This window comes from Cellulomonas sp. NPDC058312 (genome assembly GCF_042880135.1).
In the GTDB taxonomy this organism is placed as follows: domain Bacteria; phylum Actinomycetota; class Actinomycetes; order Actinomycetales; family Cellulomonadaceae; genus Cellulomonas.
On sequence record NZ_JBHVZE010000002.1, the window covers coordinates 393328 to 418854 of the forward strand.

Here is a 25527-nt window from a genome sequence, read left to right on the forward strand (position 1 = left end):
CTCGTGACGAACATGTTCGCTACGATTCCGTTCGTCTCCAGAAAGGGGGCCGCCATGACGACGACCCAGACTCCGACCATCACGGCACGGAGCGTGTGGCTCATCCTGATCGTCGTGCTCCTCGCGGACGCGATGGACCTCATCGACTCCACGATCACGAACATCGCGGCGCCGTCGATCGTCGCCGACCTCGGAGCCGACGACAGCCTCATCAAGTGGCTCGGCGCCGCGTACGCCCTGGCCCTGGGATCGCTCCTCGTGCTCGGCGGCAGGCTCGGCGACAGGTTCGGCCAGCGACGGACCTTCCTCATCGGGATGAGCGGGTTCGTGATCGCGTCGGCCACGGCGGGGCTCGCGCTCTCGCCCGGCATGCTGATCACCTCGCGGGCCGTCCAGGGCCTCTTCGGGGCCCTGCTCATCCCGCAGGGCATGGCGATCATGACCGCCACGTTCCCCAAGCCGATGCTGCAGAAGGCGTTCAGCGTCTTCGCCCCCATGCTCGGCGTGTTCGCCGTCGCGGGCCCGATCCTCGGGGGAGTGCTCATCGACGCGAACCTGCTCGGGCTCGGGTGGCGCCCGATCTTCCTGATCAACGTGGTGCTGGGCGGGCTCGCCCTCGTCCTGGCGGTCCGGTACCTCCCGGCGGTGCCCGCCCACCCCGGTACGCGCATCGACGTCCTCGGCAGCGTGCTGCTCGCGGTCGCGCTGTTCGGGGCGCTGTACGGCCTCATCGAGGGCTCCAGCGCCGGGTGGAACGCGGTCTCGCTGAGCGCCATCGTCCTCGGGCTGGCCGTGTTCGCCGCGTTCGTGCGACGCCAGGCCCGCACCGCGGACCCGCTGCTGCCGCGCACCCTCCTCGCCAACCGCGGGTTCACCGCCGGCCTCGTCGTCGGCCTGCTCGTCTTCGCCGGGTTCAGCGGGCTGATGTACGTGATCTCCCTGTTCTTCCAGCTCGGACTCGGCTACACGCCCACCCAGACCTCGCTGAACCTCATCCCGCTCACGGTCGGCATCATGGGTGGGTCGGGGGTCGCGGCCGCCCTGATCGCCCGGCTCGCGCGCCGGCTCGTCGTCCTGGGGCTGGTCGCGGTCCTGGCCGGCATCGCCACGATGCTCCTCGTCGTCCAGACGGCAGGGACCGGCGCGGCGTGGTGGCAGATGGCGATCGCGACGCTGCTCATGGGTCTCGGGGCGGGCATCTGCTTCAGCTCGATCTTCAACACCGCCCTCGGCGACGTCGACCCCGAGGAGGCCGGGTCCGCCAGCGGGTCGCTCAGCGCGGTGCAGCAGGTGGCCAACGGCGTCGGCTCCGCCCTGGTGACGAGCATCTTCCTGGCGGTGCTGCCCCGCGGTGACGTCGACGCCGTCACCGTGACGCTGCTGGCCCTGCTCGGGCTGATCGGGCTCTGCCTGCTCGCCGTCCCGCTGCTGCCCAGGACGGCCGTCGCCGACCTCGAGCACTGACCGGGTCGCACCGACCTTCACCTCGCCGCCCGACGCATCCCGACCGACCCACCCCGCCCCGCCCCGGAGGACCACGTGCACGACGCCGCTCCCGCCCGACGCCGACTCACCCCGCTCGTGTGGATCCCCCAGCTCCTCGTCGTGCTCGTCTTCGCCGGAGGCGGTGCGTACAAGCTCGTCACGCCCTACGCGGACGTGGTCGAGCAGTTCGGCGACATCCCGCAGGGCCTCGTGGTCACCGCCAGCGTCCTGGAGGTGATCGGCGGGATCGGGGTGCTGCTGCCGACGCTCACCCGGATCCTCCCGGGCCTGACCGTCTGGGCGGCGCTGGGGTGCGCACTGCTCCAGGCCGGCGCGGTGGTGTTCCACGTCACCGCGGGCGACACCGACGGTCTGGCCCTCAACGCCGCGCTGATCGTCCTGTCGCTGAGCGTCGCCTGGCTGCGGTGGCGGGTGGCTCCGGTCGCCCCCGTCCGGCCGCGGCGAGCCTGAGGAGCCGTCGCGACCGAGGGCCGACCGCAACGGCAGGATCCGACCGCAGGTGGACGACCGCGCGTCGTCGTCGCCAGCACCATGTCCCGGTGCCCTTCACGCTCGCCCACCCCGCGGCCGTCCTCCCGCTGGCTCGCCGTCCACTCGTCCCCGCTGCCCTGGTCGCCGGTGCGCTGAGCCCGGACGTGCCGTACTTCGTCCCGGTGACCAGGTCGGCCGACGCCTGGTACGAGCCGTTCGTCAACGCCACGACCACCCACGCCTGGCCCGGGGCCCTGACGGTGGCGGTGCCGACCGCAGCGGTCCTGCTCGGGCTGTGGCACCTCCTCCGGGGGCCGCTGCGCGCCCTGCTCGGACGGGACGCGCGTCCGGCGGGGGAGTCACGGGCGCACTCCGGCATCGCGGTCCGGGGTGCCTGGGTCGCCCTCTCGCTCGTGCTGGGCGTCCTGACCCACGTGGTCTGGGACGCCTTCACCCACGGCGACGGCGTGATCGTGCAGCACGTGGCGTGGTTCCGCGAGCCGCTGGTCGGCGACGTGCCCGCAGGCCGGGTCCTGCAGCACCTGAGCACGGCCGCCGGTCTGCTCGTCCTGGTCGTGTGGGCCGCGCGGGCCGTCCGGGCGTGGCACCGCGGGGGAGGCCGGCTGGCGCTCGACCGGTCGCGGGTCGCGGTCGTGGTGGCGCTCGTCGTCGCGGGTGCCACGGGGGCGGTGCTCGGCGGCTCGGGCAGCGCCGGCTCCGGGCTCGAGGCGACGTTGTCCGGCGCGGCGAAGGTCGGCCTGGCGGCGTTCGCGGCGGCGGTCCTCGTCGCGGCGTCGCTGTGGTGGTCCACGCGGGGTCGGGTGGCCGTGGCACTGCGTCGCACGTGACGCACGGCACGGCGCGAGCGAGCGGGACAGCCCGGAGGAGCGGCGCTCGCGGAACGCGGCCGGCTGCTCGACCCACGGGTAGTGCCCGCAGTCGGCGAGCATCGCCGGGGCGTGCAGGACGGGAGGGCCCGACTACCGTGACCTGGGTGGACATCACCTCGGACCCTCTGATGGAGGGGCACTTCGCGACGCTCGACGACGTGACGTACCAGGTCCGGGTCGTGAGCCCCGAGGCGCTCCTGGTGCACCGCGGCGCGCACGACCGGAGCGGCGCCTGGCAGCCCGACCTGTCGTCCGACCCGGTGGTGGAGCGCGTGCCCTGCGCGCAGGCGTCCGCGGTCTTCGGGGTCCGGACCTTCGCGGTGTGGCGTGGCGTCGGCATGCGGATCACCGGGGTGGACCACGCCCGCGGGACCGCCACGGCCTGGTTCATCCCGCGCGACCTCGCGGCGTACGGCCCGTCGGACTGGCCGCGCCCCCTCGGGCTCCGGACGCCGCCCCACGGGGGCATGAGCTCGCTCAAGAGCCACGGGAGCGACGCGGACGACGAGTTCGCCGGCGAGGTGCGGATCCGGCTGCTCACGGACATCCGGCAGACGAGGATCGACTTCCCCCTCGAGGACGGCACCCTCGTGCGGACGCCGACCTACCACTTCTGACCGGGACCGCACGCCCGTCGGCCGGCCTCCGGTCGGGGCGTCCGCGCTGCGTGACCGACCGAGGTCCCGGGCGTCCCACGCACCCGCGGCCTAGCGTCAGGGGCATGCCGCTCGCCCTCAGCGCCGTGACCATGAACAGCCGCGACCCCGGACGGACCGCGGCGTTCTGGGCCGCCGCCCTCGCAGGTGTCGCCGTCGACGGCGGGAACGGGTTCGTGCACGTCCGCTCCCACGACCTCCTGCTCATCGTGCAGCCGGCACCCGACCGGGACCCGACGACGGTCACCGACGTCCACCTGGACCTGCGCGCCGACGACCGGGCGGCGGAGGTCACCCGGCTGTGCGCCCTCGGCGCGGTGCTCGTGGAGCACCGGTCCGACTCCCACGGGACGTGGAGCGTGCTGCTCGATCCCGACGGGCGGGAGCTCTGCGTGGGCTGAGCGCGGGGGAGGCGGGCCGAGGCGGCCCTTCGGGCGCACACGGTCGGGTACCGGGCGTCATGCGTCCCGGGTCCTGAGCGTGAGGTGAGCGGCGAGCGTGGTCCAGAGGGTGAACACCGCCATCACGGCGAGCCCTCCCGAGCCGCTCAGGCCTCCGATCCCGACGGTCGTGTACGAGGCCTGCCCGGCGGTGGTGGGCCAGTAGGTCCCGGCGAGATCACCCACGACGCCGGGCAGCCCGGGCGCGAGCGCCGGCACGAGCAGCGCCACGGTCACGACGACGGCCAGCGCGCCGGAGGACGAGCGGGTGATGGCCCCGAGCGCGACGCCGAGGACCGCGGTGAGGACCAGGTAGCCGGCCGCGCACAGCAGCGCCCGGACGTTGCCGGCGTCGGCGAGGTCCGCCGTCGGCAGCCCGGCGGCGGCGAGTGCCGCCTGGCTCCCGCCGAAGCTGCACGCCACGGTCAGCACGGCGGTCGCGAGGGCGACGACCGCGGTGACGGCCAGCTTCGTGGCCAGCAGGACGGCACGCCGGGGTGCGATCGTCAGGCTCGTGACGATCTGACCGGTGGCGTACTCGCTGGTGAACGTCTGGGCCCCCAGGGTCGCGACGAGGATCTGGCCGACGAGGATGCCCTTGAAGCTGATCCCTGCCGGATCGAAGTCCGCGGGAAGGTCGGCCTGCCAGTCGGCCATGAGTCCGCTGATGCCGAGCAGGCTGACCACCACGGTGACCAGGACGGTGCCGGCCGCCAGGAGCCACGTGGTGCGGACGCTGCGGGCCTTGATCCACTCCGAGGCGAAGAGGTCCATGTCAGGCAGATTCCTTCTGGGTCGATGTCATGGCGAGGAAGACGTCCTCGAGCGAGTCGCGGACCGAGCTCAGCTCGGACAGCGCGACGGCGGCGCCGGCGGCGACGCGACCGACCTGGTCCGTCGTGGCGCCCTGGACGTCGAGCCCGTCCGCGCTCGCTGCGTCGGGTGCGGCGCGCACGCCTGCGCGGGAGAGCGCCTGGAGAAGTCCGTGCCGGTCCGGTGTGCGCACGCGGACGTGCTCGGTGGTGCGATCCGCGATGAACGCGGTCAGGGGCTGGTCGGCGAGGAGCCGCCCGTGGTGCACGACCACGAGGTGGTCGGCGGTCAGCTCCATCTCACCCATGAGGTGGCTGGAGAACAGGACGGTGCGACCCTCTGCCGCCAGGTCGCGCATGAGCGAGCGCGCCCACCGGATCCCCTCGGGGTCGAGGCCGTTCAGCGGCTCGTCGAAGATCACGACCGACGGGTCTCCGATCAGCGCGGTGGCGATCCCCAGCCGCTGCTTCATCCCCAGGGAGAAGTCGCCGGCCGGCCGGTCGGCGACCGCACCCAGGCCGACGCGCTCGAGGGTCGGCGCCACGCGGGACCGCGCGACGCCGCCGGCGCGTGCGACCGCCGCGAGGTGGTCCCCGGCCGTGCGCCGGGGGTGGACCGCCCGGGCATCGAGCATCGCGCCGACGACCCGCATGGGGTGCGGCGTCTCGGCGAGCCGCAGCCCGCCGACCGTCGCCGCACCACTGGTCGGCCTGTCGAGGCCGAGGAACATCCGCAACGTCGTGGACTTGCCCGCCCCGTTGGGGCCGAGGAAGCCGGTGACGACGCCCGGTCTGACCGCGAACGACAGATCGTCGACAGCAGTGAGCCGTCCGTACCGCTTGACCAGGGAGTGAGCCTGCAACAACACCGGGTTCGAGGAGTGCACGTGGGTAAACTACACCGTGTCGTGTAGATGTCGAGCGGCCGGTGTACCGTCACCGAGGAGCTCGGAGGGGAGCGATGGCGACAGAAGGAGGCAGGTCCGTGCGACAGGGGCAGGCGCACAAGCGTGCGGCCATCCTGGCGGCGGCCAAGGAGCTGTTCGTGCAGACGAGCGTGGAGCGCACCAGCATGGACGCGGTCGCTGCGCTCGCCGGCGTGTCGAAGCGGACGGTCTACGACTACTACGGGGACAAGCGCGGCCTCCTGCTCGGCGTCGTGGAGGACGCGGGGGAGAGGGCGCTGGCCACGTTGCGCGGGCTGGTCGAGCAGCACCTCGACCCGGCAGGCATCCGCGAGCTCGACGACCTCGAGCAGGCCCTCACCGACCTGGCCACCGCCCTCGGTCGGTCGCTGCTGCTGTCGGCGGACTACCTCGCCGCGGTCCGGCTGATCAACGAGAACGAGGCGCTGCTGCCGGAGCTCGAGGACCATCCGCTCGACGAGGCCCACGCGCAGGTCCTCACCGAGCGCGTCAGCCACTTCGCCCGCGCCGGCCTGCTCGACGCCGACGATCCCCGCCTCGCAGCCGCCCACTTCCACGCCCTGACCGCGCTGCGCGTGCTCAACGAACCACCCCGCCGACGCACCGAGGCGGCGCACGTCCGCCAGATCATGACCGACGGCGCACGTGCCTTCATCCGCGCCTACGGCGCGCGCGGAGCAGCCGCGTAGTCGGCCCACCGGCAGAGCAACGACGCCCGCAGCACCGGTCACGACGACGATGAGCACGTCACGCGACCAGGACGACGTGCTTGCCCACCACGCCGCCCGCCTCCATCGCCCGATGTGCGTCGGCGATCCGTGCCAGTGGCCATGTCGTGGCGATCACGGGTCGCAGGGCGCCCCGGTGCACGTGCTCGGACAGGGCCGCGAGGTCGGCGCTCGTCGGGTTGCCGCTGAAGAACCGCACGCGCCGGGACCCGTGGACCGCGGACGCCGCCACCGCAGCGGCGGCGGCGGGCGTCGTGGGCGCGATCGTCACCATCCGCCCGCGGGGGGCGACCAGTCGTCGGAACCGCCCGAGTCCCGAGCCGCCGACGGTGTCGAGCACCAGGTCGAACGGTCCCAGGTCCGCCGGCAGGGGAGTGCGGTAGTCCAGCACCACGTCGGCCCCGAGATCGCCGACGGCAGCGGCGGCCGACCCGCGAGCCACCGCCGTGACGTGGGCACCCGCCGCGTGGGCGAGCTGGACGGCCACGTACCCGACACCACCGGCAGCACCGCGGATGAGCACCCGGTGGCCGCTCTGCAGCCGGCCGTGCGTGAACAGGGCGGTCAGCGAGGTGGTCCCACCCCCCAGCAGCGCGACGGCACCGGGATCGTCCAGGACGTCCGGGACGGTCCCGAGGCGGTCTGCGTCCACGACGACGAGCTCCGCAGCGCTTCCCAGCGGCGCGAGCGCCGCACGGGCGGGCAGCACCCCCCAGACCCGCTGCCCGGTGTCGACGCCGGTGACGCCGTCGCCGACCGCCTCCACGACGCCGGCGAGGTCCATGCCCACGCCGATCGCCCGCCGTCCCGCCGTCGCGCAGCGCATGCGACCCGACCGCAGGTGGATCTCGCCGGCGTTCACGCTCGTGGCGCGCACCCGCACGAGCACCTGACCTCGCCGGGGCACCGGGACCGGGACCTCCTCGAGGCGGAGCACGTCGGGCGTGCCGGGGCGGTGGTAACGAGCGGCGAGCACGGGATGACCTCCAGGTGGGACACGTACGGTGAGGCCGTGAACGTAGAAGGCGACGGTCCCCGCGAACGACCTGCGTGGGCGATGTGGGAGGAGCTGGCGTGAGTTCGTCGCAGTTGCCCGGCGGCACCCCGGCGCTGCGCGCGGACGCCGAACGCAACCGCACCGCGATCGTCAGCGCCGCGCGCGCCGTGTTCGCCGAAGTCGGCACGGATGCCCCCGTCAGGCGGGTGGCCCGGCGCGCCGGCGTCGCGCCGGCGACGCTCTACCGGCGGTTCCCGACTCGCGAGGACCTGGTCGCGGCGGCCTTCGCCGAGCAGCACGCCGAGTGCTCGAGGCTGCTCGCCGCCGCTGACGCGCACCACGACCCGTGGTCCGCGCTGCGGGCGGTCGTCCGCCAGTTCTGCGCTGACCAGGTGCGCGACCGGGGTTTCACGGCCCACGTGGTGCTCAGCGCGTGCTCGGGCGACGCCCCGCCCGGGACAGCAGGGGAGTTCGCCGCCGAGGCCGGGCGGCTGGAGGGTCTGGTCCGGCGCTCCCAGGAGTCCGGAGCACTCCGCGCCGACGTCCGGCTCCAGGACCTGGAGCTGCTGGTCGCCGGGAACGCCGGGGTCATCGCGGCGACGCCGACGGCATCCGTGGCGACCGCGTCACGCCGGTACGTCGACCTGGCACTTCGCTCGCTGGAGACCTGACGGGACGGATCTGCTCTGCGGCGGGTGCGGCAGGGCCGCGCATCGAGCGGAAGGGGCCACGCGCCCCGGCGGCCACGGGTGGCGGCTCGACGACGGGTCTGACGCTCGCACATCGATCCGATCCCGGTGGCGTGCCCGTCGTCAGCCCGTGCCGCTGTCTTCGGCTTCGGGAGTCGACGTCCAGGAGGGGGAGCGGCTGCGGCGCTCCGGCCTCGGGCGTCCTGCGACGCAGGACAGCGGTGACGTGGCCATGGACGGAACCGGTGCGGGCACGGCCGTTGCTTGTGCCAGGTACCGTGCGGAAGTAAGGTACCGATATGGAAGCCAAGCTGGCAGCACTCCGCCGCGGAATGCTCGAGCCGGCCGTCCTCGCCGTCGTCGAGTACGAGCAGCGCTATGCGGGGGAGATCGCGGAGACCCTTCGAGCCTCAGGGTTCCCGGTCCAGGACGGAACGCTTCACCCCCTGATCAGCCGGCTGCGCCGAGAGGGGCTCGTCACGCACGAGTGGCGCGAGTCGCCCACGGGTCCGCCCAGGAAGTACTTGGCGATCTCCGACCTCGGCCGGCGACAGCTCGAGGCGTTCCGCACATACATCCACACCCTCGCGACGACGCTCGACTCGATAGGACGATGACCATGACTGATCTCGCTCTCGCCGGACACGGCGGTGCGTTCCCGATGAGCGCGGAAGCGCGGGAGCTGATCCTCGATTACCTCGCACGGGCGCGCACGGCGATGGGAGCCAGCGCCGCCGGTGATGAGACCGTCCGCGACGTCGAGACAGCGATCGGCGATCAGCTCCAGCGCGTCCTCGACGACGGAGGCCAGATCGACAGGAACGCGACGACGCGCGTTCTGGAGCAGTTCGGTCCTATCTCCCCGGACGAGGAGGCCGCGCCCGTGGCACGCGCTCCCTTCCTCTGCCGAATCGTCGAGGGGAAGCAGATCAGCGGCCTCTGCCTCGGGCTCGCGACCCGTGCCGACGTTCGCGTCGACTGGCTGCGCAGCATCGCGGTCATCCTGGGCCTGTTCAGCGGGGGACTGCTCGTCGTCGCGTACCTCGTCGCACTGCCGTTCGCGCCGCGCATCCGCACCACCGGCGAGTACCGACGAGCGCTCGAAGCCGACCGGCGACGCAAGCAGCGCTGACGAGCACCACGTGGCGCGAGCAGGACGTCGTGACGTTCGTGCTGCTCGGGGAGAGGGCCGGCTCGTGCGTCGAGGAGCGACAGCGCTGGCGGCGTCTGACATCAGGTGCACGACGCAGGTCGTTACTGGCACCTCTGCGTATCACGTTCGGTCATACTCGGTCGCGGCACCTCCGCACCGATCGGTCCAGTTCGCGTGCGTGCTCGCGCAGCGAACCCGTGTGCGACGCGGTGGCCGCTGCACCTGGAACCTCTTAGCCTCGTGTGCCGGGGGGGCTGATCCCTCCCGTCTGCACCACGGGCGTCGGCCCTCGGACTCGTCCGGTGGCCTCATCGAAGGGGAGCACGTCGATCCGTACCGCGCACTGTCCCACGACCGATAGCTGCCCGAAGGCGTCCTCCCGTGCCTGGCGAGTGGTGGCGCACTCGATCGTTGCCGGCATGGCCTGCGTCACGACCCTGAGTGCCTGCACCGGGGACGAACCCGACCCCGTGCGCTCCACAGAGCCCGCGGCGTGCAGCTTCGTCGACGACGCCACGGTCCGCGAGGCTCTCGGAGACGCAGTCAACGACCCCACCGATGCCACCACCCGGCTCACCGACGCCCCCGACCTGCTGGGCTGTCGATGGACAACCGCGGTCGGGACCGCCCTCACGGTGACCGTCACCCGCACCCAGGACGACGACGCCCCGGCGGCCGCTGCCCGGTGGGCCGAGGGATGCGCGACACCTCAGCCGCTCGACGTCGAGGGCGCTACCGGCAGCATCTGCCAGGACACCGCCTTCGACGCCGCCGGATCGGAGCTCTACGCCACCTGGTCGGGGGACGACCTCACCATGCGGCTCGGTCTCCAGCGGGACGGTGGGGCCGCCCCCGAGGACGCCGCCCGGCTGCGGGCGGTCGCCAGCGACCTCATCGCGAACGTCACACCCGACGCCTACGACGACGCAGAGGCGTCGGTCTAGGCGTCCCGCACCGGCGAGAGGTGACGCTGCACTGAAGCGCGCTACGCAGGCGACCACTCAGCTGCTGATCGGCTCGCCGACTCGTGGGCCCCATCGGGGATAGACGAGATCCCCGACGGCGATGCATCGCTCCGAGCCGAACAGAGCGCGCCGGATCGGTAAACGTGCACGTCAGAGCGATACGCAGACTACGATCTGACATAACGTCCATTATCGGCGTACAGGAGACCACCGAGAACGCGTCCCGTCCGACGCCCGCGGCTACGGTGCACCGCATGACCATCCGGTTCGAGAACGTCGGCATCGCCGTCCGGGACATCGAGGCGGCGATCGCCTTCTTCACCGACCTCGGCCTGACCGTCGAGGGCCGCGACACGGTCAGCGGCACGTGGGCGGACACCGCCGTCGGCCTGGACGGCAACCACGCGCGGATCGCGCTGCTGCGGACGCCCGACGGGGCCGGGCGGCTGGAGCTGTTCGAGTACCTGCACCCCGCCGCGATCGAGACGGAGCCGACCCGGCCGAACGAGGTCGGGATGCACCGGGTCGCGTTCTCGGTCGACGACCTCGACGCGGCCCTCGCGGTCGCCGCGCGGCACGGCTGCCACCCGCTGCGCGGCGTCGCGACGTACGAGGACACCTACCGGCTGACCTACGTCCGGGGCCCGAGCGGCATCATCGTGATGCTCGCCCAGGAGCTGCGTCCCGCCTGAGCGTCACGCCCGGTCGTGGATGGTGACCGCGTACCCGTCGGGGTCGGCGAACGTGAACGTGCGCCCGAACGGCCCGTCGACCGGCGCGGTCAGGATCGCCACGCCCGCGGCGGCGAGCTCGTCGTGCAGGCCCTGCGCGTCGTCGGCGTGCAGCCACAGCGCGACCCCGGTGCCGGGCCGGGGTGCGGCCGCGTCGAGGTCCACGCCCGGCGCCGCCTCCCGGACGGCGAAGGCGATGGGCGCGGTGTCGAACACGACGGCGTGCGGCGGGCTGGTGGCGGCCCGTCGCAGACCGAGGCGGGTCTCGTAGAACGCGGCGGCCGCGTCGAGGTCGCGCACCTGGAGCGCGAGGAAGTCGGGTCCGGTGACCGTGGGCATGAGGTGCTCCTCTGGATGTCAGGATGGTTGACATCACGCAGTCTATGTCAGACTTCTGACATGGCAACCCCCGTGGACCTCGAGACCTCCGTCGGGCTTGCGCTCAAGCGCGCCGCAGCCGCCCTGCGCGCCGCGATGGAGTCGGCGCTGCGACCGCTCGACCTCACGGTGTCCCAGTACGCCTGCCTGGAGCAGCTCGCGGCCCGACCCGGGCTCTCCGGGTCCGAGCTGGCCCGGTCCACGTTCGTGACCCGGCAGTCGATGCACACCCTGCTGCGCGGCCTCGAGGACCGCGGCCTGCTGACCCGCCCGGACGCCGCCCCCCGCGGACGCGCGCTGCCCACCGCCCTGACCCCCGCCGGCCGGGCCGCCCTGGCGTCCGCGAGCACGGCCGTCGCCGCCGTCGAGCGGACGATGACCGGCGCCCTCTCCCCCACCGACCTGGCCCGGGTGCGTCGCGACCTCGCCGCCTTCACCGCCGCGCTGGACCCCGTGCGCCCCTGACCTGCGCCTCCGCCTGCACCGGGAGGACCACGCCGTCATCCAGGTGGTGTAGGCCGCTCCGCGCACGATCTCGTCCCGGGGACGGTCTCGCCGCCGATCACCCCGCTCCTACCGTCGAAGCACAGCCCAGACGGAGGAGAGCACGCATGATCGAGGCAGCGGGACTGACCAAGAGGTACGACGACAAGGTCGCCGTCGACGACATCTCGTTCACCGTCCGACCCGGTGTGGTGACCGGCTTCCTCGGCCCCAACGGGGCGGGGAAGTCCACCACGATGCGGATGATCGTCGGCCTGGACCGACCGACCGCAGGGACCGTCACCGTCAACGGCCGGCCGTTCGCCCAGCACCGCGCACCCCTCGGGGAGGTCGGCGCCCTGCTGGACGCGAAGGCCGTCCACTCGGGCCGCGCCGCCCGGAACCACCTGCTCGCCCTCGCGGCCACCCACGGCATCGCGCGGCGGCACGTCGACGAGGTGATGGCCGCCACCGGCCTGCAGGCCGTGGCACGCAAGCGTGCCGGCACCTTCTCGCTCGGCATGGGCCAGCGGCTCGGGATCGCAGCCGCACTGCTGGGCGACCCGCGCACCCTGATCCTCGACGAGCCCGTCAACGGCCTCGACCCCGAGGGCGTCCGCTGGGTCCGGACGCTGCTGCGGGGCCTCGCAGCCGAGGGCCGGACCGTGCTGCTGTCGTCCCACTTGATGAGCGAGATGGCGCTGACCGCGGACCACCTCATCGTGCTCGGCCGCGGCCGGGTCATCGCCGACGCGCCGGTCTCCGAGGTCGTGCAGCGGGCCCGGACCACCACGGTGCGGGTCCGCACGGCGACGACCGACGAGCTCGCGGTCGTCCTGCGTCGGCTGCCCGGCGTCGACGTCCGGGCCGTGGAGCCCGGCGTGCTGGAGGTGACCGGCAGCGCGGCCGCCGAGATCGCGACCACCGCCGCGCACGCCGGCGTCGTCCTGCACGAGCTGACCCCGTTGCAGGTGTCCCTCGAGGACGCGTACATGCAGCTCACCGCCGACGACGTCGAGTACCGCTCGACCACGACCGGACCCGGCACCAGCACCCGCACCGCCGCAGGAGGCACCCGATGACGACGCCCGCCCCAGCCGGCACCCTCCCCGCCCACCGGACGCCCCGCGTGCGTCCCGTCACGTTCGGCCGGCTGCTCGCCGCCGAGTGGGTCAAGCTCCGCACGCTGCGCTCCACCTGGTGGGCGCTCGCGGTGGGGGTCCTGTTCGTGCCGCTGTTCGCCGTGACGCGGATGGTCAGCATCGCCCAGGTGCCCGAGGCCGTCGGGGCCGACTCGCTCGTCGGGGCCGTCTACGTGACCTCGGGCGTGGCGCTGACCCAGCTCGTGTTCTGCACGCTCGGGGTCCTGTCGGTCGCCGGCGAGTACGGCACCGGCCAGATCCGGTCCACCTTCACCGCGGTCCCCCACCGGACGACCGCCCTCGCCGCCAAGCTGGTCGTCACGGTCGGTGCCGTCATGGTCGCGTCGGTCGCCGCCGTCGCCCTCGCGTGGGCCGGCAGCTCCCCCTGGTTCGAGCAGACCGGCATGTCGATCGACCTCACCAGCGCCGAGGACGCGCGCCTCCTGCTCGGGGTGCCCCTCTACCTGGGCGCCGCCACCGCCCTCGCGTTCGGCGTCGCCGCGATCGTGCGCAGCTCGGCCGCCGGCATCGCGATCGTGCTGGGGCTGCTGCTCGTCGTCGAGAACGGCCTGTCCCTCATCCCGTGGGAGCCGATCCAGGCCGCGGCGGCGCTCCTGCCGGGCACCGCCGGCAGCCGGCTGCTCCAGTCCGACGCGGTCGGGTCCGTCATCACCACGTCGGGAGTCGCCGACCTCGGACCGTGGCAGGGCTACGGCGTCATGCTCGTCTGGGTCGCCGCCGTCCTCGCGGTCGCGACCGTCCTGCTGCGCCGCCGGGACGCCTGACCGTGCACCCCCGGGACGCCTGGCACGATGCGGTGGTGCAGGACCAGCGCAGCGACGATCCCGGGGGCGCCCCCGCGCCCGAGTTCACCGAGCTGTCCGCGCGGCGGCTCGGGCCGGTCCGCCGGTTCCTCGTCGCCCGCCCGCTGGTCACCGACGTGGTGCTCATCGCCGGGTTCACCGGCTGGGCGCTGCTGATCGGCGTCGGCGCGGACTCGATGTGGGTGCTGCACGCCTGGTTCGGTGGGGAGCGGGTGCTCCAGATGCAGCTGGCGTCCCTCACGCTCACGACCGCCGGCGCACTCGCCCTGATCTGGCGTCGGCACCGCCCCGTGCTGGTCGCCGCCGCGTTCGCCGCGCTCGGGGTCGCCGCGCTCGCGACCACCGGCGCCACCTCGGGGTTCGAGGTCGGCGCCGCCGTCGCGCTGTACGCGCTCGCCGCCGCACGGCCACCGCGGGTCGCGTGGGCAGCGTGCGCCGGACTGGTCGCGGCGCTGCTGTCCGCCGCCTGGCTGCTGCCCCTGTCCACGACCGTCGGCGCCGTGATGCTCGGGTTCGACCCCGCCGACGCCCCCCGGAACGCGGTGTGGGTGCAGAACACCGCCGCGCCGGTCCTGGTCCTCGCGCTCGTCGCGGTGGCGGCGGGCACCCAGGTCCGTGCCCGCCGGCTGCACGTCGCCGGGTTCCTCGAGGCGGCGAACGCCCTCGCCCGGGACCGGGACCAGCGAGCCCGCCTGGCCCAGGCCGCCGAACGGGCCCGGATCGCCCGCGAGATGCACGACATCGTCGCCCACAGCGTCTCGGTGATGGTGACCCTCGCGGGCGGCGCCGACGCCGCGCTGGACCGCGCACCCGCCCAGTCCCGGGCGGCGCTGCGCGAGCTGGTCGCCACGGGCCAGGCGGCACTCGACGACATGCGCCGGGTGCTGGGCGTGCTGCACGAGGTCGACCGGCACGGCGCGGCCCCGCTCGAGCCCCAGCCCGGCGCCGTCGAGCTGACGGCGCTCGTCGAGCGGTTCCGTGCGGCGGGCCTCCCGGTGCGGGCCACGATCCCCGACGACGCCGCCGTCGCGCGGCTGGGTGCCAGCGTCCAGCTCGCCGCGTTCCGCATCACCCAGGAGGCGCTCACCAACGTGCTGCGGCACGCCCCGGGCACCCCCGGCGTCACGCTGACCGTCCGTCTCGGCCCCCGCGGGGTCGAGGTCGTGGTGGCCGACGAGGGACCCGGGGTGACCGCGGCGTCGGCGGCGAGCCCCGGGTCCGGCCGCGGGCTGGTGGGCGTGCGCGCACGCGCGGCTGCGTTCGGCGGCACGGTCTCGGCCGGACGCTCCGCCACCGGCTGGACCGTCCGCGCGCACCTCCCGACGACGTCGGAGCCGACATGATCCGGGTGCTGCTGGTCGACGACCACCCCCTGGTGCGGATGGGCTTCCGGCTGATGCTGGACAGCACCGACGACATCGAGGTCGTGGGCGAGGCGTCCGACGGCGGCGCCGTCGTCGGGGACGTCGCCGCGATGCGGCCCCACGTCGTCGTGATGGACGTCCGGATGCCCGGCACCGACGGCATCGAGGCCACCCGACGTGTCGTGGCGGAGCACCCCGAGGTCCGCGTCCTGGTGCTGACCACCTTCGGCCTCGACGAGTACGCGTTCGCGGCGCTCCGGGCCGGGGCGAGCGGGTTCCTGGTGAAGGACTCCGCACCGGACGACCTGGTCGCCGCCGTGCGGACCGTCGCCGCGGGCGACGCCGTCGTCTCCCCCCGGGTGACGCAGCGCCTGCTCGAGCTGTTCGCCGACGCCCTGCCCGCAGGCGCCGGGTCGGTGCCGGACGGCGCCGTGCACCCGCGGCTCGCCGTGCTGACCCCCCGCGAGGTCGAGGTCCTCCGGTACGTCGCGCAGGGACGTTCGAACGCGGAGATCGCCGCGGGCCTGCACCTCTCGGAGGCGACGGTGAAGACCCACCTCGCGCGCATCCTGCCCAAGCTCGGCGCGCGCGACCGGGTGCAGGCGGTGGTGATCGCCTACGAGACGGGCCTGGTGCGCGCCGGGCCCCCGTGATCGGCCACGCCGTACCCTCGTCGCCATGTCCGACACCACGAGGCACGACGTGCCCGCGACCGCCCTCGCACTCGCCCTCGTCGAGTGGGCGGACCCCCGCGCCGTCCGGATGCGCGCGGAGATGGACGCCGAGATGTCCGTCCGCTACGCCGATCTCGGGGGCACGAGCGGGATGAGCGAGACCGTGCGCGCGGCGCTGGCCGTCGACCCGGCGAGCGTGCGGCACACCGTGCTCGCCCTCGCGGCCGACGGCACGCCCGTCGGTCACCTCGCGCTGCGGGCGATCGACGGCGCCTGGGAGGTCAAGCGTGTGGTGGTCGCCGCGGCGGCGCGGGGCCGCGGGACCGGCCGGGCCCTGATGACCGAGGCCGAGCGCCTCGCCCGCGCGGCCGGCGTGACCCGGATGGTGCTCCAGACCGGCGACCGGCAGCCCGATGCCGAGGCGCTCTACCTCGCGCTCGGGTGGACGCGGATCCCCACCTACCCGCCGTACGACACGGCGCTGCCGCAGTCGCGGTGCTTCGCCAAGGACCTCTGAGCCGCACCGACTCGGGTCCGATCAGCCCGGCAGCGCCAGCCCCACGGCGAGCAGCAGCACCACGCCGTGCCCGACGTACGCGGTGCCGGCGCGGACGCCGGGCGACATCCGGGGGCCGAGCCGCGCGGCGGTCAGCGCCAGCAGCACGTGCCACCCCGCCGACCCCGCCAGCACCCCGACCGCGAACCCGGTCCGCTCGGCACCGGAGCCGAGCGCGCCACCGAGCCCCGCGACCACGACGCCGAACGCGACGACCGTCGCGGGGTTGACGAGCGTCACCGCGGCGAACCGCGCGGCGGTCGCCACGGCCCGCGCGCGCCCGTCCGGTGCGGCGCGCGTGCGCCCACTCGGGGTCGGGTCGAGCACCGCGCCGCGACGCATCCGCCACGCCCCGCGGATCCCCCACCCCGCGACGGCCAGCAGCACCGCCGCCGCCAGCCGCCGGACGACCTGCTCGTGCGGTGCGATCCACGCCGCCGCGGCACCACCGGCGACCACCGCGACGACGGCGTACAGCAGGTCGACGAGCGCGACGCCGGTGGCCGCCGCGAGGCCGTGCGCCCGCCCTCGGGTCAGCGACTCCTGCAGCACCAGCACGCCCACCGCGCCGAGCGGCACCGCCACGCCCAGACCGGCCGCGGCACCCGCCGCCGTCGCGGCCACCCAGCCACCCGACCCGTCGACCACCCCGTGCAGCACCATGTCGCCCAGCGTGCAGGGGCACTGCGGGATGCCCTGTCGGATCCACGGTGATCCTGCGATAATCGCGGCGTGGATGCCCTCGACCTCGCGATCCTCGACCGCCTGCGCCAGGATGCGCGGTGCTCGTTCCGCGAGCTCGGCGCGCACGTCGGCCTCTCGGCGAACGCCGCCGCGGACCGGGTCCGGCGCCTGACCTCGGACGGGGTGATCCGCGCGTTCACGGTGGTCGTCGACGAGCACGCGGTGCCCGACGCCCGGCTCGACCTGCTGGTGGACGCGCGCCTGCGCCCCGACACCGACCCGGCGTCCGCCGAGGCGGCGCTGCGCGCGGACCCGGCGGTCGTCGAGGCGCTGCACGTGACCGGCGCGTGGGACTACCAGCTGCGCGTCCGGGTGCCGAGCGCGCAGCACATCGACGCGCTCGTCCGGCGGCTCAAGGGAACCGGTGGCGTCGAGGCGACCCAGACCCGGCTCGTCCTCGGCGTCGTCGGACGGGACTGACCGCGCGGGCGGGCCGCTCCCGGCCGGTCCGCGTACGCTCGCCCGGTGCTCCACCTCTCCCCCGTGCGGCTCGAGTTCGTCACCGACCGGCACCTCGCGACCCTGACCACCCTGCGCCCCGACGGGACCCCGCACGTCGTGCCGGTCGCGTTCACCTGGGACGAGGACCAGGGCGTCGCCCGCGTCACCGCGAACCGGGCCTCCCGCAAGGTGCGCAACGCCCGCCGCGCACCGGGCGAGCCGCTGGGCCGCGCGGCCCTGTGCCAGGTCGACGGCCGGCGGTGGCTGACGCTGGAGGGGACCGTCGAGGTCGTGGACGACCCCGTCGAGATCGCGGACGCGGTGCGCCGCTACGGCGAGCGGTACCGGCCGCGCGACTTCGACCCGGAGCGGGTCGTGCTGCGCGTCGCGGTCGACCGCGTGATGTCCTCCTCCCACCTGGCCTGAGCGCGCACAACGGCCTGAGCGAGCGCCGCGGAGCTGCCGCTACCGTGCCGGGGTGACCCTGCGACTCGCGCCCTCCCTGCCCGACCGCGCGGACCGCGGACGGCTCGGCGGCCCGCCTCCTGCCGTCCTCGAGAGCCACCCGCTGCTCGCGACGCACCGCTACGTGCTGACGCTCCCGGCGGGCTGCGCGCCGTGGGCCACGGACGTCGAGGTGTCCGTGCTGCTCCGCGCCGGGTTCGACATCGGCGACGACGACCTCGAGTACCCCGCGATGGCGATGCGCGCCCTCGTCCACGCACCCGCGCCGCGCGGCTCCCGGTCCGACCTCGGCTGGCCGGGCCTGCGCGCGACCGCCCTGACCGCCCTGCCGGACGACGACGACCGCCCGGGCCTGGTCCGCGTCGCCGACCAGCCCGCGCTGATCCAGGGTCGGCCCGAGTACGCCGCGGCGGTGCTCGCCGACGGGCACCGGTTCCTGTTCCAGGTCGACGAGGAGGGCTGGCCGCAGGACGGCGCGCTCGCGGACGTGGTCGACGAGTACCTCTGGGGCTTCGGGTCGGTGTACTTCTACGGCACGCCCGGCCCGGACGGCGTGCCGCCGGAGGTCGTCGCCGGCTTCATCGACTTCTGACCGGGCCCGGCGCGGGTCGGCTGGTCACGGGCACAATCGGTGGGTGCCACCCGACCCGACCCGCAGCTTCACCGCGTCGCCGAACGCCCTGTTCGCGACGCACGTCGCCCGGACGGCCCGGCTGTCGCCCGGGTTCGTGCGGCTCACGCTGACCGGGCCGGACCTGGACCGGTTCGCCCCGTACGGCCTCGACCAGCGCGTGAAGATCCTGCTCGGCGGTCCCTGCCCGGAGCTCGCCCCCGGCCTGCCCGAACGCGAGTGGCGACGGGTCTGGCGCGCGGTCCCCGAGGACCGTCGACCCGTCCTGCGCAGCTACACGGCCTACGAGGTGCGGCCCGCGACCCGGGAGATCGACCTCGACTTCTACGTCCACGACCCCGCGGGTCCGGCGAGCGACTGGGCGCTGGGCGCCGCGCCCGGGGACCCGCTCCTGGTGTCGGGCCCGGACGTGACGGCGGGGCGGCCCGCGCACGGCATCCAGTGGGAGCCCGGGCCGGACGTCCGCCGGGTGCTGGTCGCCGGCGACGAGACCGCGTACCCGGCGATCCGCGGCATCCTCGCCGCCCTCCCCCGGTCCGTCCGCGCCGACGTCCTCCTCGAGGCGGGCGACCCCGCCGACGCCGCGACGCTGGACGACGTGACGCACGGGCCCGGCCGGTCCGCGCACGTGGTGCTCCGTGCGGGCGCGCCGGGCGGGGTGGCGCTGACGGCGGCACTCGGTCGTTGGGTGGACGAGCACGGCGCCGCGGCCGCCGACCTGGGGACGGGGTTCTACGCGTGGGCGGCGACCGAGAGCACGCGGGTGCGCGCCGTCCGGGACGCGTGGGACGGCGCCGGCCTCGACCCCGCCCGGGTGCACACCCAGGGCTACTGGCACGACCGGCCGCGCTGACTCGGGCCGCCGACCTGCGCGGACGCCAAGTCGAGTCGAAGTAAGGGTTTGCTAACCTTCCCTCGCCCGCACGTCGCGGGCCCTGCTCGAGAGATGGGGTAGCACGTGCGTTCTCCGGTGACCACCACCCGGACCGGGACCGGCCTGCTGGCCGCCGCGGTCGTCGCCCTCCTGGCTGCGTGCAGCGGCGGGTCGGGCGCCGGCACCGCCGCGACCGACGGCGCCTCGACCCCCGCCGCCGAGGCGAGCCACGTCGTGGAGCACGCGCGCGGCGAGACGGAGGTGCCCGGGGCGCCGACCCGCGTGGTCGTCCTCGAGCCCGTCCAGCTCGACACCGCCGTCGCGCTCGGCGTCGTCCCCGTCGGGGCCGCCGTGCTGAACGAGGCCGCCGGGGTGCCCGCCTACCTCGGCGACGAGGCCGCGGGCATCGAGACCGTCGGCACCGTCCAGGAGCCCAACGTCCAGAAGATCGCCGCGCTCGCGCCCGACCTCATCATCGGCACCGAGTCCCGGCACTCCGCGCTGTACGACCAGCTCTCCGACGTGGCACCGACCGTGTTCATGGCGTCGCAGGCCGACCCGTGGCAGGACAACGTAAGGTTCACCGCCGAGGCACTCGGCGACACCGCCGGGGCAGACGCGCTGCTGACCGCCTACGACGACCGGTGCGCCGCGATCGCCGACGAGCTCGACACCGCGGGCACGACCGCCCAGCTGATCCGGCCCCGCGACGGCATCCTGACGCTCTACGGGCCCACGTCGTTCGCGGGCAGCACGCTGGAGTGCGTCGGGCTGACCACCCCGGAGCGCGACTGGGAGGACTCCATCTCCGTCGACCTCTCCCCCGAGCTGGTGCTCGAGGCCACGGCCGACCTCGTGCTGGTCACCACCACGGACGTGACCGACGAGTCCACCGTCCCCGAGGCGGTGCGCGCCAACGCCGACGCCCTCGGCACCGTCGAGCTGGTCGACCAGTCGACCTGGATCACCGGCGTCGGGCCGCTCGGCGGCCAGGCCGTCCTCGACGACATCGAGCGGATCCTGCGCGCGGCGGCGTGACGACCACCCTCCCGCGACCGCACGCCCCGGCGGCGGCGCGACGGCTCCGGCCGCCGCGCCGCCGCGCGGGCGCGTGGGTGCTCGGCGCCGTCGCGGCGCTCGGCGCGGTCGTCGTGCTGTCGCTGCTGGTCGGCGCCAACCCGGTGCCGCCCGGCGACATCTGGGCCGCCCTGCGCGGCGCCGGCACCGCGACCGCCCAGCTCGTGGTCGACCAGCGCGTGCCCCGCACCCTGGCCGGCCTCGCCGTCGGCGCCGCGCTGGGCGTCGCCGGCGCGCTCATGCAGGCCGCCACCCGCAACGCCCTCGCCGACCCCGGCCTGCTGGGCGTGAACGCCGGCGCCGCGGTCGCCGTGGCGGTCGGGATCGCGTTCCTGGGCGTGACCGCGCCCGTCGGCTACATGGGCCTCGCGTGCGCGGGGGCCCTGGTCGCCGCGAGCACCGTGCACCTGCTGGGCGGCGCCGCCGACCCCCGGGCCGCCCCCGGCCGCCTGGTCGTGACCGGGGTCGCCGTCGGCGCCGTCCTCGCCGGGCTGACCACCGGGATCACGCTCACCCACCCGGACACGTTCGACCGGATGCGGGGCTGGAGCGCGGGCAGCCTCCTCGAGCGCGGTCCGCAGGTCCTCCTGCCCGTGCTGCCGCTGCTGGTCGTCGGCCTGGTGCTCGCCGCGGGCGTCGCGCGCAGCCTGAACGCCGTCGCCCTGGGGCCGGACGTCGCCCACGCGCAGGGCGTCGACGTCCGGCGCACCCGCGTGCTCGTGCTCGCCGCGATCACGCTGCTCGCGGGCGGCGCCACCGCGGTCGCCGGGCCGATCACGTTCGTCGGCCTGATGGTCCCGCACGTCGTGCGCTGGGTGGTCGGCACCGACCAGCGGCGGGTGCTCGCCGGGTCCCTGGTCGCCGGGTGCGTGCTGGTCGTCGCATCCGACGTCATCGGGCGGATCGCGGTCCCCCCGGGCGAGATGCCCGTCGGCGTCGTCACCGCGTTCGTCGGCGCGCCCGTGCTCATCGCGCTCGCGCGCCGGCGCCGGGCGGCCGCGCTGTGACCGCCCCGGCTCCGGCCCGCCGCGGGGTGCGCGTCACCGGCGGCCCCCGCCGCCGCGTCCTGCTCGGCACCGACCGCCGGCACGTCGGCATCGGCGTCCGCGAGGCCGCGGTCACGGGCATCGCGCTCGCCGCGGTCCTCGTGCTCGGCGTCGTCGCGCTCGCCGTGGGTGACTTCCCGGTCCCCGTCGGCGACGTGCTGGGCGCGTTCACCGGCCGCACCGACGGGCTCGCCCGCACGGTCGTGCTCGAGTGGCGTCTCCCCCGCGTCGTCGCCGCCGTGCTGTTCGGGGCGGCGCTCGCCGTCGCCGGCGGGGTGTTCCAGGCCGTCACCCGCAACCCCCTGGCCAGCCCCGACGTGATCGGCCTGTCCAACGGCGCGTTCACGGGGATGCTCGTCGCCCTGGTGTGGTTCGGCGGCAGCTGGCCGCTGCGCACCGGCGGCGCCCTCGTCGGCGGTCTGCTGGCCGCCGCGACGATCGCCCTGCTCGCCCGCGGCGGCGGGCTGCAGGGGTTCCGCCTCGTGGTCGTCGGCATCGGGGTGTCGTCGATGCTCGCCGCGTTCAACACCTGGGTGCTGCTGCGCGCCGACCTCGAGACGGCGCTGCTGGCCTCCGCCTGGGGTGCCGGCACGCTCAGCACCGCCACCGCCGAGCTCGTCGTCCCGGCCGCGGGCTGCGTCGTGCTGCTGCTCGCGCTGGTCGCCGGACGGTCCGCCGCGCTCGCCCAGCTCGAGCTCGGCGACGACGTGGCCGCGACCACCGGCGTCGACCCGAGGCGGGACCGTGCCGTGCTGCTGCTCGGCGCCGTCGGCCTGGTCAGCGCCGTCACCGCTGTCGCGGGCCCGGTCGCGTTCGTCGCGCTCGCCGCGCCGCAGATCGCCCGCCGCGCCGTCGCGGGGCCCGGCATCCCGCTGGGCGCCGCCGCGGCGACCGGTGCGCTCGTGCTGCTCGGGTCCGACCTGATCGCCCAGCACCTGCTCCCCCTGACCGTGCCCGTCGGCGTCGTCACCGTCGTCGTCGGCGGCGCCTACCTGCTCTGGCTGCTGCTCCGCGAGGCGAGGACCCGATGACCGCGACCGACCCCACCCGGCTGCGCGCCGACGGGCTGACGCTCCGCTACGACCGCCGCACCGTCTCCGAGGACCTGTCCCTCGCGGTGCCCGACGGCTCGTTCACCGTCATCATCGGCCCGAACGCCTGCGGCAAGTCGACGCTGCTGCGGGCGATGTCCGGCCTGCTCCCGCCCGCCGCGGGCCGGGTCCTGCTGGACGGCGCACCCCTCACCTCCTACCCCGCGCGCGAGCGCGCCCGCCGCCTCGCGTTCCTCCCGCAGTCGATGGCCGCACCCGAGGGCATCACCGTCGCCGAGCTCGCCGCACGCGGGCGGTTCGCCCACCAGGGGCTGCTGCGTCGGCACTCCGCCGCGGACGCCGACGCGGTCGACCGCGCGCTCGCCGCCACCGGCACCGCCGACCTCGCCGACCGCCGCCTCGACGAGCTCTCCGGCGGGCAGCGCCAACGGGCGTGGATCGCGATGGTGCTCGCGCAGGACACCCCGCTGATCCTGCTCGACGAACCCACCACGTACCTCGACATCACCCACCAGCTCGAGGTGCTGACCCTCCTGCACCGCCTCCACCGCACCGGCCGCACCGTCGTCGCCGTGCTGCACGACCTGCACCTCGCCGCCCGGTACGCCACGCACCTCGTCGCGATGAAGGACGGGCGCGTCGTGGCGCAGGGGCGGCCGGAGGACGTCGTCACCGGCGCGCTGGTGCGGGAGGTGTTCGCGCTCGACGGGACCGTGGTGGCCGACCCGGTGACGGGGGCGCCGCTGGTGGTGCCGGCGGACACGCGGTGAGGGGAGTCGTCGGTCCGCTGCGGGTGAGGAGGCGGGGTCCGGACCCCGGGGACTGCGTCAGGTGAACACGAACGACGTGCCGCGGGATCCGCACCGTGCCGGAAGCGCCTGCCCGGCGGCGACCCAGCAGCTGCCCGGCCGCGAGGTCGGAGCCGGCGGAGGCAGCCCGGCGAGACGAGACCCGCCCCGGCGAGACGAGACCCGCCCCGGCGCTGACGCGCGCCCTCTGAGGCCCGATCGGCCACGGGTGGACGATGAGCCTCGTCACTGCCGCATCAGCCGGGCACGGCGCAGGAGGGACCGGATCCCCATGCGACGGCCGGCAGTCGCACGCGGCCGCTCCTGTTCGTTCGTCCCGGACCACCACGAGCCACCGATCAGCGACGAACCGTTCAGGAGATCGGGCGGCGGCCGGCGCACTTCGACCCGATCTCAGAATGTGCAGGACTTGGCCACCACGCTCCACCTTCCGCACGTGTCACAACGCGCTACTCGCTCTCGTGGCGTCGCCACAGCATGTCAGCGCTCGGCCACGCGACGGGCGGGCAGTCGGTGTACCAGATGAGCTCGATCTCCGTGACGACACCCGAACTACTCACCCAGAACAGCAGCTCGCCCTCCGGGGCCGTAGCCGCATCTGGGCCGAAGAGGAGCTGCCCGTCGTCGGGAACTGCGCGCAGCGGCGAGCCATCGCCAGCGTCGAGCCGTGCGCATGTCGGGATGTCGTCGTGCACTACGTCTGGATGACCGTCGTACGCGCTCATCGACCCCTCGCCAAGAAGCTGACGCGCCCTCGAGACGAGAGCAATGGCTGACCTCGTGGTCAGCGGCTGTGGATTCATGAACACGAGACCTCCCTGAAGATTCTCTCGAGTTTGCGCTGCCCTTCGGCGAGGCATCGCTCGTATCCAGCGAGACGCCGACTATTGCGGCCTCGGTCGCCTCATGGCCTCTTAGTCAGGCTCTGTAGGGTGCATTTGATCGAGTAGTGCGTGCCCTCCGGGCTGCTCGATGCCAACGTCGGCTCGTTGGATTTCGCGCACCCAACAGGGCCCACCCACTTGACATTCGGCGGTGCATCGATATTGCATCCCGCGAGCGAGGCGGTCACCCCGGGGATCGCTTCTAGACGCAGCCGCCCGTGCCACTTCCGCCTCGCGTGCACTCAGTTTGATCATTGCGTTCGGACCGATTCGACGTCGGAGACGATCACGTTCAGTTTGTCGAGCACGCGATGGATTGCAGAGGAACTCTGCACCTCGATCGATGAAGTCTCAGCGCTCGCCAACGCGAGAGCATTGATGTCTTCAATCTCATACCATGCGTCCCGAAGCGCGTGAGCGCACGCCACGCCGTTGACCTCAGCGAAAAGGATCACCTGATCGAGCGATGAAGCGAGGAACGCGAGACTTGTCTCGCCCCGCACGTATCGACCCACCGACCGCCGTATTTGACACGTCACACGTCGCGTGGCTTCGGTTGTTGATTCCATCCCTCGCACCTCCCGCCCAGTAGAATTGCGACTCGCCACCTCGCTGACCCCGGGACCCGGGCTTTTAGCGCGGGTCGGGGGTGTATTCGGGGTTCTGCGTCGTGAAGCCTCTCGCTACAGTGCCCTCCGTGCCGATCCGGAGTTGACCATCGGTCGAGTGGGGCAGAAGTGAGCCTCCCGTGTGATGAAGCCAGTCAGGCCGAGCTCAAGCGCCCGAAACAAGTCCGAACCACCAAGGTGCTGTCGTGGTGATGGAATTGTCTGTCCCGGAGACCTCGAGGACGACCCCATCCAGCATCCGGATCACGAGGCGCGCAGTCTCCGTCACCTCGGCGGACCCTACCGTTGAATTGAGGACTTGCCCTAGCGCGCGCAGCAGTTCGTCATCTTCCTGGTCGAAAGTCTCATCCGACGCCCCCATGACGCGGACGTCGGAGTCGATGTAGAGCCGCACTTCTCGATCAGATGCATCGTGTCGAAATGTCAGAAAGGGCCACGCCTGCCTGCATCCGATTTCGACGACCCAGTACTCCGACAGCACGGTCACGTC

The 25527-nt window shown here is 74.1% G+C and carries 33 protein-coding genes; 25 read left to right on the forward strand and 8 right to left on the reverse strand.

Going from position 1 to position 25527, the window contains the following annotated elements:
* Positions 1-54 precede the first annotated feature (54 nt).
* The 5 genes from ACFVXN_RS06175 (at position 55) to ACFVXN_RS06195 (ending at position 3924) form a co-directional block, all read left to right on the forward strand.
* On the forward strand, positions 55-1464 hold the full coding sequence (locus ACFVXN_RS06175) for an MFS transporter (protein ID WP_389228921.1): 1410 nt from the start codon (positions 55-57) through the stop codon (positions 1462-1464).
* Between the two features lie 75 nt (positions 1465-1539).
* Positions 1540-1956 carry a DoxX family protein gene (locus tag ACFVXN_RS06180; protein WP_389228924.1) on the forward strand — a complete coding sequence of 139 codons (417 nt, stop codon included), beginning with the start codon at positions 1540-1542 and terminating at the stop codon, positions 1954-1956.
* Between the two features lie 89 nt (positions 1957-2045).
* Positions 2046-2825: a DUF4184 family protein gene (locus tag ACFVXN_RS06185; RefSeq protein ID WP_389228926.1), complete on the forward strand. Its 780-nt coding sequence runs from the start codon at positions 2046-2048 to the stop codon at positions 2823-2825.
* Between the two features lie 146 nt (positions 2826-2971).
* Positions 2972-3484: a hypothetical protein gene (locus tag ACFVXN_RS06190; protein WP_389228929.1), complete on the forward strand. Its 513-nt coding sequence runs from the start codon at positions 2972-2974 to the stop codon at positions 3482-3484.
* A 104-nt stretch (positions 3485-3588) separates the two neighbouring features.
* Entirely contained in the window at positions 3589-3924 is a 336-nt protein-coding gene (locus ACFVXN_RS06195) for a VOC family protein (protein WP_389228932.1), read from the forward strand.
* Between the two features lie 57 nt (positions 3925-3981).
* On the opposite strand, the gene ACFVXN_RS06200 is transcribed toward ACFVXN_RS06195, so the two are convergent.
* Positions 3982-4737, reverse strand: coding sequence for a hypothetical protein (locus tag ACFVXN_RS06200; protein ID WP_389228935.1), 756 nt, complete (start codon positions 4735-4737; stop codon positions 3982-3984).
* A gap of 1 nt (position 4738) precedes the next feature.
* The gene (locus ACFVXN_RS06205) at positions 4739-5662 is read right to left on the reverse strand and encodes an ABC transporter ATP-binding protein (protein ID WP_389228938.1); all 924 of its coding nucleotides are present in this window, start codon (positions 5660-5662) and stop codon (positions 4739-4741) included.
* A gap of 98 nt (positions 5663-5760) precedes the next feature.
* Here ACFVXN_RS06205 and ACFVXN_RS06210 point away from each other — a divergent pair, with 98 nt between their 5' ends.
* Entirely contained in the window at positions 5761-6390 is a 630-nt protein-coding gene (locus ACFVXN_RS06210; RefSeq protein ID WP_389228941.1) for a TetR/AcrR family transcriptional regulator, read from the forward strand.
* 58 nt (positions 6391-6448) lie between these two features.
* Here the strand turns inward: ACFVXN_RS06210 and ACFVXN_RS06215 are convergent, their stop codons facing one another.
* The gene (locus tag ACFVXN_RS06215) at positions 6449-7405 is read right to left on the reverse strand and encodes an NAD(P)-dependent alcohol dehydrogenase (RefSeq protein ID WP_389228944.1); all 957 of its coding nucleotides are present in this window, start codon (positions 7403-7405) and stop codon (positions 6449-6451) included.
* Between the two features lie 98 nt (positions 7406-7503).
* Here ACFVXN_RS06215 and ACFVXN_RS06220 point away from each other — a divergent pair, with 98 nt between their 5' ends.
* The 5 genes from ACFVXN_RS06220 to ACFVXN_RS06240 all read left to right on the forward strand — a co-directional run bounded on the left by ACFVXN_RS06220 (position 7504) and on the right by ACFVXN_RS06240 (position 10925).
* Positions 7504-8097 carry a TetR/AcrR family transcriptional regulator gene (locus ACFVXN_RS06220; protein WP_389228947.1) on the forward strand — a complete coding sequence of 198 codons (594 nt, stop codon included), beginning with the start codon at positions 7504-7506 and terminating at the stop codon, positions 8095-8097.
* Between the two features lie 317 nt (positions 8098-8414).
* On the forward strand, positions 8415-8732 hold the full coding sequence (locus ACFVXN_RS06225) for a PadR family transcriptional regulator (protein WP_389228950.1): 318 nt from the start codon (positions 8415-8417) through the stop codon (positions 8730-8732).
* 2 nt (positions 8733-8734) lie between these two features.
* Complete coding sequence (locus ACFVXN_RS06230; protein ID WP_389228953.1) at positions 8735-9247, forward strand: PspC domain-containing protein; 513 nt, start codon at positions 8735-8737, stop codon at positions 9245-9247.
* Positions 9248-9738: 491 nt separating this feature from the next.
* Positions 9739-10212 carry a hypothetical protein gene (locus ACFVXN_RS06235; RefSeq protein WP_282944100.1) on the forward strand — a complete coding sequence of 158 codons (474 nt, stop codon included), beginning with the start codon at positions 9739-9741 and terminating at the stop codon, positions 10210-10212.
* 275 nt (positions 10213-10487) lie between these two features.
* Entirely contained in the window at positions 10488-10925 is a 438-nt protein-coding gene (locus tag ACFVXN_RS06240) for a VOC family protein (protein ID WP_389228957.1), read from the forward strand.
* 3 nt (positions 10926-10928) lie between these two features.
* Here ACFVXN_RS06240 and ACFVXN_RS06245 read toward each other — a convergent pair whose 3' ends face one another.
* Positions 10929-11303, reverse strand: coding sequence for a VOC family protein (locus ACFVXN_RS06245; RefSeq protein WP_389228960.1), 375 nt, complete (start codon positions 11301-11303; stop codon positions 10929-10931).
* A 60-nt stretch (positions 11304-11363) separates the two neighbouring features.
* Between ACFVXN_RS06245 and ACFVXN_RS06250 the strand changes: the two genes are divergently transcribed.
* From ACFVXN_RS06250 to ACFVXN_RS06275, 6 genes are all read left to right on the forward strand, one after another.
* On the forward strand, positions 11364-11807 hold the full coding sequence (locus tag ACFVXN_RS06250; RefSeq protein ID WP_389228963.1) for a MarR family winged helix-turn-helix transcriptional regulator: 444 nt from the start codon (positions 11364-11366) through the stop codon (positions 11805-11807).
* 146 nt (positions 11808-11953) lie between these two features.
* The gene (locus ACFVXN_RS06255; RefSeq protein WP_389228967.1) at positions 11954-12907 is read left to right on the forward strand and encodes an ABC transporter ATP-binding protein; all 954 of its coding nucleotides are present in this window, start codon (positions 11954-11956) and stop codon (positions 12905-12907) included.
* A complete protein-coding gene (locus ACFVXN_RS06260) occupies positions 12904-13752 on the forward strand; it encodes an ABC transporter permease (RefSeq protein ID WP_389228970.1) in 849 nt (282 codons plus the stop codon). The genes ACFVXN_RS06255 and ACFVXN_RS06260 overlap by 4 nt, the downstream gene beginning before the upstream one ends.
* A 35-nt stretch (positions 13753-13787) precedes the next feature.
* Complete coding sequence (locus ACFVXN_RS06265) at positions 13788-15134, forward strand: sensor histidine kinase (protein ID WP_389228973.1); 1347 nt, start codon at positions 13788-13790, stop codon at positions 15132-15134.
* Positions 15131-15808, forward strand: a complete 678-nt coding sequence (locus ACFVXN_RS06270; protein WP_389228976.1) for a response regulator — start codon at positions 15131-15133, stop codon at positions 15806-15808. Before ACFVXN_RS06265 ends, ACFVXN_RS06270 begins: the two co-directional genes overlap by 4 nt.
* A 25-nt stretch (positions 15809-15833) precedes the next feature.
* Positions 15834-16346, forward strand: coding sequence for a GNAT family N-acetyltransferase (locus ACFVXN_RS06275; protein ID WP_389228979.1), 513 nt, complete (start codon positions 15834-15836; stop codon positions 16344-16346).
* A gap of 21 nt (positions 16347-16367) precedes the next feature.
* On the opposite strand, the gene ACFVXN_RS06280 is transcribed toward ACFVXN_RS06275, so the two are convergent.
* Positions 16368-17048, reverse strand: a complete 681-nt coding sequence (locus ACFVXN_RS06280) for a LysE family transporter (protein ID WP_389228982.1) — start codon at positions 17046-17048, stop codon at positions 16368-16370.
* Positions 17049-17117: 69 nt separating this feature from the next.
* Between ACFVXN_RS06280 and ACFVXN_RS06285 the strand changes: the two genes are divergently transcribed.
* The 8 genes from ACFVXN_RS06285 (at position 17118) to ACFVXN_RS06320 (ending at position 23485) form a co-directional block, all read left to right on the forward strand.
* On the forward strand, positions 17118-17549 hold the full coding sequence (locus ACFVXN_RS06285; protein WP_389228985.1) for an Lrp/AsnC family transcriptional regulator: 432 nt from the start codon (positions 17118-17120) through the stop codon (positions 17547-17549).
* Positions 17550-17594: 45 nt separating this feature from the next.
* Positions 17595-17996: a pyridoxamine 5'-phosphate oxidase family protein gene (locus ACFVXN_RS06290; protein ID WP_389228988.1), complete on the forward strand. Its 402-nt coding sequence runs from the start codon at positions 17595-17597 to the stop codon at positions 17994-17996.
* Positions 17997-18048: 52 nt separating this feature from the next.
* Positions 18049-18627 carry a hypothetical protein gene (locus ACFVXN_RS06295; RefSeq protein WP_389228991.1) on the forward strand — a complete coding sequence of 193 codons (579 nt, stop codon included), beginning with the start codon at positions 18049-18051 and terminating at the stop codon, positions 18625-18627.
* 43 nt (positions 18628-18670) lie between these two features.
* Positions 18671-19519, forward strand: coding sequence for a siderophore-interacting protein (locus ACFVXN_RS06300; protein ID WP_389228994.1), 849 nt, complete (start codon positions 18671-18673; stop codon positions 19517-19519).
* Positions 19520-19636: 117 nt separating this feature from the next.
* Positions 19637-20578, forward strand: coding sequence for an ABC transporter substrate-binding protein (locus tag ACFVXN_RS06305; protein ID WP_389228997.1), 942 nt, complete (start codon positions 19637-19639; stop codon positions 20576-20578).
* Positions 20575-21624, forward strand: a complete 1050-nt coding sequence (locus ACFVXN_RS06310) for an iron chelate uptake ABC transporter family permease subunit (protein WP_389229000.1) — start codon at positions 20575-20577, stop codon at positions 21622-21624. Before ACFVXN_RS06305 ends, ACFVXN_RS06310 begins: the two co-directional genes overlap by 4 nt.
* Complete coding sequence (locus ACFVXN_RS06315; RefSeq protein WP_389229003.1) at positions 21621-22694, forward strand: FecCD family ABC transporter permease; 1074 nt, start codon at positions 21621-21623, stop codon at positions 22692-22694. Before ACFVXN_RS06310 ends, ACFVXN_RS06315 begins: the two co-directional genes overlap by 4 nt.
* Positions 22691-23485, forward strand: coding sequence for an ABC transporter ATP-binding protein (locus ACFVXN_RS06320; RefSeq protein ID WP_389229006.1), 795 nt, complete (start codon positions 22691-22693; stop codon positions 23483-23485). Before ACFVXN_RS06315 ends, ACFVXN_RS06320 begins: the two co-directional genes overlap by 4 nt.
* A gap of 488 nt (positions 23486-23973) precedes the next feature.
* Here the strand turns inward: ACFVXN_RS06320 and ACFVXN_RS06325 are convergent, their stop codons facing one another.
* The 3 genes from ACFVXN_RS06325 to ACFVXN_RS06335 all read right to left on the reverse strand — a co-directional run bounded on the left by ACFVXN_RS06325 (position 23974) and on the right by ACFVXN_RS06335 (position 25524).
* Positions 23974-24249, reverse strand: coding sequence for a hypothetical protein (locus ACFVXN_RS06325; RefSeq protein WP_389229009.1), 276 nt, complete (start codon positions 24247-24249; stop codon positions 23974-23976).
* A gap of 410 nt (positions 24250-24659) precedes the next feature.
* Complete coding sequence (locus ACFVXN_RS06330; RefSeq protein ID WP_389229012.1) at positions 24660-24911, reverse strand: hypothetical protein; 252 nt, start codon at positions 24909-24911, stop codon at positions 24660-24662.
* Between the two features lie 271 nt (positions 24912-25182).
* Entirely contained in the window at positions 25183-25524 is a 342-nt protein-coding gene (locus tag ACFVXN_RS06335; RefSeq protein WP_389229015.1) for a hypothetical protein, read from the reverse strand.
* Positions 25525-25527 lie beyond the last annotated feature (3 nt).